Raw genomic sequence first — 3,636 nt, forward strand, 5'->3', positions numbered from 1 at the left:
CCGGGGCGGGGCTCCGGGAGAGCCATGTGCACGACGTGCAGATCACCCGGGAGAGCCCGAACTATCGTATTGGATAGGCTGGATTTTCCATCTGGGCAGAAGCTCAACCGCTGCGGAACCTATCCGGAACAGCACCGGAACATTCCCAGCCAACAGAAGCAAAACAGAAGCAGATGATGAGTTGCATCTGTTTCTGAGTGCATCTGTCGGAAAGCCCTTATCGTGATCTGCACGGTGAACAGAAGCAGAGGGAACGAGTGCGTGCGATGGTGTTGGCGCGCCCAAGGAGCCCCCCGGACGCGCGTTGCCGATTTCCTGGTCCGCGATGTGGATGAGATTCTACCGGTTCAGAAGCTCGCCCGCATCCCGCTGCGCAGCGGCGAGATCATCGATCCGATCCAGCAGGTCGATCAACCCACTAACCATCGCGCGGTGCGGCATCAGACGCCGGGCCTCATCGGTGTATGTCGTGGCCTCGTACCAGGCCCAGTCGACCCCGGCGTCGCTGTAGCCGACCTCGGTCCATTCGCCGGCAACCATGGTACCATCCTCGATGGCCATGGTGCAGGCGTCGGCAAGCACCGGCAGCATGTCGCGAGCGTAGCCGCGGGCATATAGCCGCCCGCATTCAGCCGCACGGGCAACACGGGCGAGCCCGGACGGCGTACGACGCCCGAGCAGGGCCGGCAGGTCGTCCCGAATGATCGGTGCGAGCCTGCGGGAGAGGTGCCGGACATAGGCGAGGACGGACAGGTAGTCGTCGTAGTTGACAGCGATCTGCATGATCGGTCTCCTTGTCGCCGGGATTGGCGTCAAGGCCCTGCGCCCGTGGCACAGGGAGCCAGGATCAGTCGAGACCGTCGTCGATCCTGCTGCGGAGGTAAGAGAGGCTCTCGATCAGCCGATCGACCTCCGCATCTTGTCGAGCTGAGGGCCGGTGGAGCATCGAAACCATCGCGTCGATCGGCCAGTGCATCGGATCGACCGTCCGATCGATCATCATGTCGCCCAGGGCGTGCGTCAGCGGCGCGCCGGCCTCGCCGCCGATCCGCTGAGCGGCTCGAGCGAGGCGGGGTCCGGCCGTCGCGAGGAACCGGAGCGCGAGCAGTCGCAGATCGGATTGCGCGGGGAGCTGGGTGGCGTTGGGGAGATCGTCGAACATGAGCAGCCGCGTCCTTGATGCTATCGTCAAGGGTGCCCCGCGTGCGGCTCACCAATGAGATTGGCCGCCTGCGACACGTCCGAAGTCCGATGCGGGGAAAGAAAGATAGAAATGTAGAGACCGCCGGCAGCGAGGCGTCGCCACGCCGAAGCGCCAGAACCTGACGATTGCCCGCGCAGCGAAGACCGGGCGAACCATCCCTCTGAACAGGATTTCCTACCTCCAGCCGACCCGATCTCCTGCGCATGGAAGGAGACCCGATCATGTGCATCGCCACCCATAGCGGCAACCCCCAGGGTCCGCATGGCCTCCCCGCCGACGCTGCAACAAGCTCGCGGCTCGACCGCGTGCTTGCGCCCCTCGCCGATCTCAGCGGTGCGATCCGCGACGAGATCGCGGTGGCGCTTATGCAGATGTCGCAGGAACTCGAGACGGCTCTCGAGCGCGTGTCGACGCTCGAGCTGCAGGTGTGCGACCTCGAGGCGAGGCTGGCCACGGCCGCCGCCGCGCTCCTGGGACTGCCGATCCCTCCCACGCAGCCCGGTGTCGAGAAGGAGCCGTTGCCGACGGCGGAGCAGAGGGAGGCCGTCGCCGCCGGCCATCCCGTCGTCGCCGGCGAGATCAACAATAGCGGTCCGAACCGCCCGGAGAGCGCCGCAGAGGTCCGGATGCGCAAGAGGAGGCCGCGCCATAGCCCCATCACGAAGGATACGACCGCCGAGCCCGTCCCGGCCACGCCCGCCACCACCGTGCTCGTCGCCGATCTCGTCGACGCCGAGGCGCCCACCACCGCGGTGCTGCCACTGCTGACGGACGCCGTGGCCGCGTCGGGTGCGCGCGCGGCTGCAGCGACGACCGCGCCTCCGGCGCCGGTGCTCAGCACGCTTGTCCCCTCTGTCTCGGAGCCGTCTCGGCCCACCACCACCGCGGTAGATCTCGCCGAGCAGGCGCCCGCCACGGTCGAGCGCGTCGAATCTATGTCCGGTCCATCCGGACATTCCGGCTCGGCGGCGATTCCAGGCGGCGACACGCACGAGGGAATGCGATCCGAGGCTCTGGCGGCCGTGGCGGCCGACCCCGCCGGCAGGATCCTGGACCCGCCGCTCGAGCAGGGCGCGCGCGAGATGATCGCGCTCGGGCTCTTTCCCGACTGGACCGCTCTGCTCAACGAAGCGGTCCGGAGGCTGCTCGAGAGCGACTACCCGGCCGACCCCGGCGGATAGTCGGAGGTCGCGCGTCTCCAGCTTCCTTGGGAGAGCGATGATGGCTGGCGTTGTCGCCACCGGAAATCTGCTTCGCCGCGGCGCGTGCCGGCCAATCTCGAGCTTGAGGTGGACCCTCCTTGACCTGCGCGCCATCGCGGCGCGCCGTGAAGGGGAGGTACCGATGTCCGATTTCAGCTCGCGCCCGGCGCTGAGCGCTCATGAAGTCTTGCGATTCTCGATCGAGCACGCGCGCATGCGCGTCCGTCACGTCGGCCTCCATCACGACAGAGTCTCCATCTCCCTGCGTGACCATTCTCCTCAGCAGAATCTCTGGGAGCTCATGCAGATCAGGGACACGGTGCGCCTCACGCGCTTTCCCAAGCTGCATCCGCCCTCGTTCGACGGCCCCACGAGCAACCGCTTCGAATCCTGCATCACGCCGGAACTCTTCGCGCGGATCCTCGCGACGCATCGGTCAGCGATCGTCCAGAAGATTCAGGATCTCGTCGCTCGGCTGAACGAGGACCGGGCGGGCGTGCCCGGTCTCAACGAGGAGGTCGCAACGGCCGTGGACGACAGGTTGCGGGAGATACTTCAGGTCGCCCGCCGGCTCTTCCCGGGGGATTTCCCGGAATGATGAGCCAAGTTCCGGCGCCGAGCAGGTGCCGAGCGTATGCGGCGGCTCTGCGCGCCGCATATGCACTGGCCGGCTTCGGCCCGGCCGGCGTCCTGCGCTCGGTTGATGTCGATCCCGAGATCGTCGAGCGCTACCGGCTGCTCCTGGTCGCTGCTGCGGTTGCGCGAGGCGGATCTGACGGGGCCGCTGTCGCGGCGGTGCTGGGGCGCGGTTACGTGCTGGCTCCGGGCGCGACCACCGGCGGCAAGCTGCCAGCAGTCCTGTACCCGGTCACCACGCCGAGCGTCGTCTGGCTCGGCGTCGGTCTGCCGCGGTATGGCTCGCCATGGTGGGCCATCGCGCGTTGCGCCCGGAAAATAGACGTCACCGCGCTGCCGCAGGTCAAGTTCGTGTCGGCGCATGTATCGCTGAAGATCCGCGGGGAGCTCCGCTCGGAGGGCCACGACCTCGGATGAGGTCGAAGCCGGTGGCGTGGCCGACCTCGGCGGACGGCCACATGATCGACTCAGGGGGCGGCCCGATCCTTGACGCGCGCCAAAGGGGCGTCGCGACACGGGAGACCATCGTCCATGGCCCGTCGAACTCACGGTCATAGCCACGTCGTGCTGCCGAGCGGTCAGGCACGAGCTGCG

5 protein-coding genes are annotated in these 3,636 nt (G+C 67.4%); 3 read left to right on the forward strand and 2 right to left on the reverse strand.

Annotation, left to right across the window (positions count from 1 at the left end; translation table 11 throughout):
• Nucleotides 1-339: 339 nt before the first annotated feature.
• Nucleotides 340-783 (reverse strand): hypothetical protein, encoded by a 444-nt coding sequence (locus Q0112_RS02365; RefSeq protein ID WP_297970891.1) that lies wholly within the window; start codon nucleotides 781-783, stop codon nucleotides 340-342.
• Nucleotides 784-847: 64 nt separating this feature from the next.
• Entirely contained in the window at nucleotides 848-1,162 is a 315-nt protein-coding gene (locus Q0112_RS02370; protein ID WP_297970894.1) for a hypothetical protein, read from the reverse strand.
• A 263-nt stretch (nucleotides 1,163-1,425) separates the two neighbouring features.
• Between Q0112_RS02370 and Q0112_RS02375 the strand changes: the two genes are divergently transcribed.
• From Q0112_RS02375 to Q0112_RS02385, 3 genes are all read left to right on the forward strand, one after another.
• On the forward strand, nucleotides 1,426-2,385 hold the full coding sequence (locus Q0112_RS02375) for a hypothetical protein (RefSeq protein WP_297970897.1): 960 nt from the start codon (nucleotides 1,426-1,428) through the stop codon (nucleotides 2,383-2,385).
• A 163-nt stretch (nucleotides 2,386-2,548) separates the two neighbouring features.
• On the forward strand, nucleotides 2,549-3,004 hold the full coding sequence (locus Q0112_RS02380) for a hypothetical protein (RefSeq protein WP_297970900.1): 456 nt from the start codon (nucleotides 2,549-2,551) through the stop codon (nucleotides 3,002-3,004).
• Nucleotides 3,001-3,459 (forward strand): hypothetical protein, encoded by a 459-nt coding sequence (locus Q0112_RS02385; RefSeq protein ID WP_297970903.1) that lies wholly within the window; start codon nucleotides 3,001-3,003, stop codon nucleotides 3,457-3,459. The genes Q0112_RS02380 and Q0112_RS02385 overlap by 4 nt, the downstream gene beginning before the upstream one ends.
• The last annotated feature ends 177 nt before the right edge of the window (nucleotides 3,460-3,636 follow it).

The organism is uncultured Amaricoccus sp. (assembly GCF_937858865.1).
Classification (GTDB): Bacteria; Pseudomonadota; Alphaproteobacteria; order Rhodobacterales; family Rhodobacteraceae; genus Amaricoccus.

What these genes read in the sequence shown, in the direction of transcription:
- Q0112_RS02365 (WP_297970891.1), bottom strand. Translation starts at nt 783, where the DNA reads ATGCAGATCGCTGTCAACTACGACGACTACCTGTCCGTCCTCGCCTAT.
- Q0112_RS02370 (WP_297970894.1), bottom strand. Translation starts at nt 1,162, where the DNA reads ATGTTCGACGATCTCCCCAACGCCACCCAGCTCCCCGCGCAATCCGAT.
- Q0112_RS02375 (WP_297970897.1), top strand. Translation starts at nt 1,426, where the DNA reads ATGTGCATCGCCACCCATAGCGGCAACCCCCAGGGTCCGCATGGCCTC.
- Q0112_RS02380 (WP_297970900.1), top strand. Translation starts at nt 2,549, where the DNA reads ATGTCCGATTTCAGCTCGCGCCCGGCGCTGAGCGCTCATGAAGTCTTG.
- Q0112_RS02385 (WP_297970903.1), top strand. Translation starts at nt 3,001, where the DNA reads ATGATGAGCCAAGTTCCGGCGCCGAGCAGGTGCCGAGCGTATGCGGCG.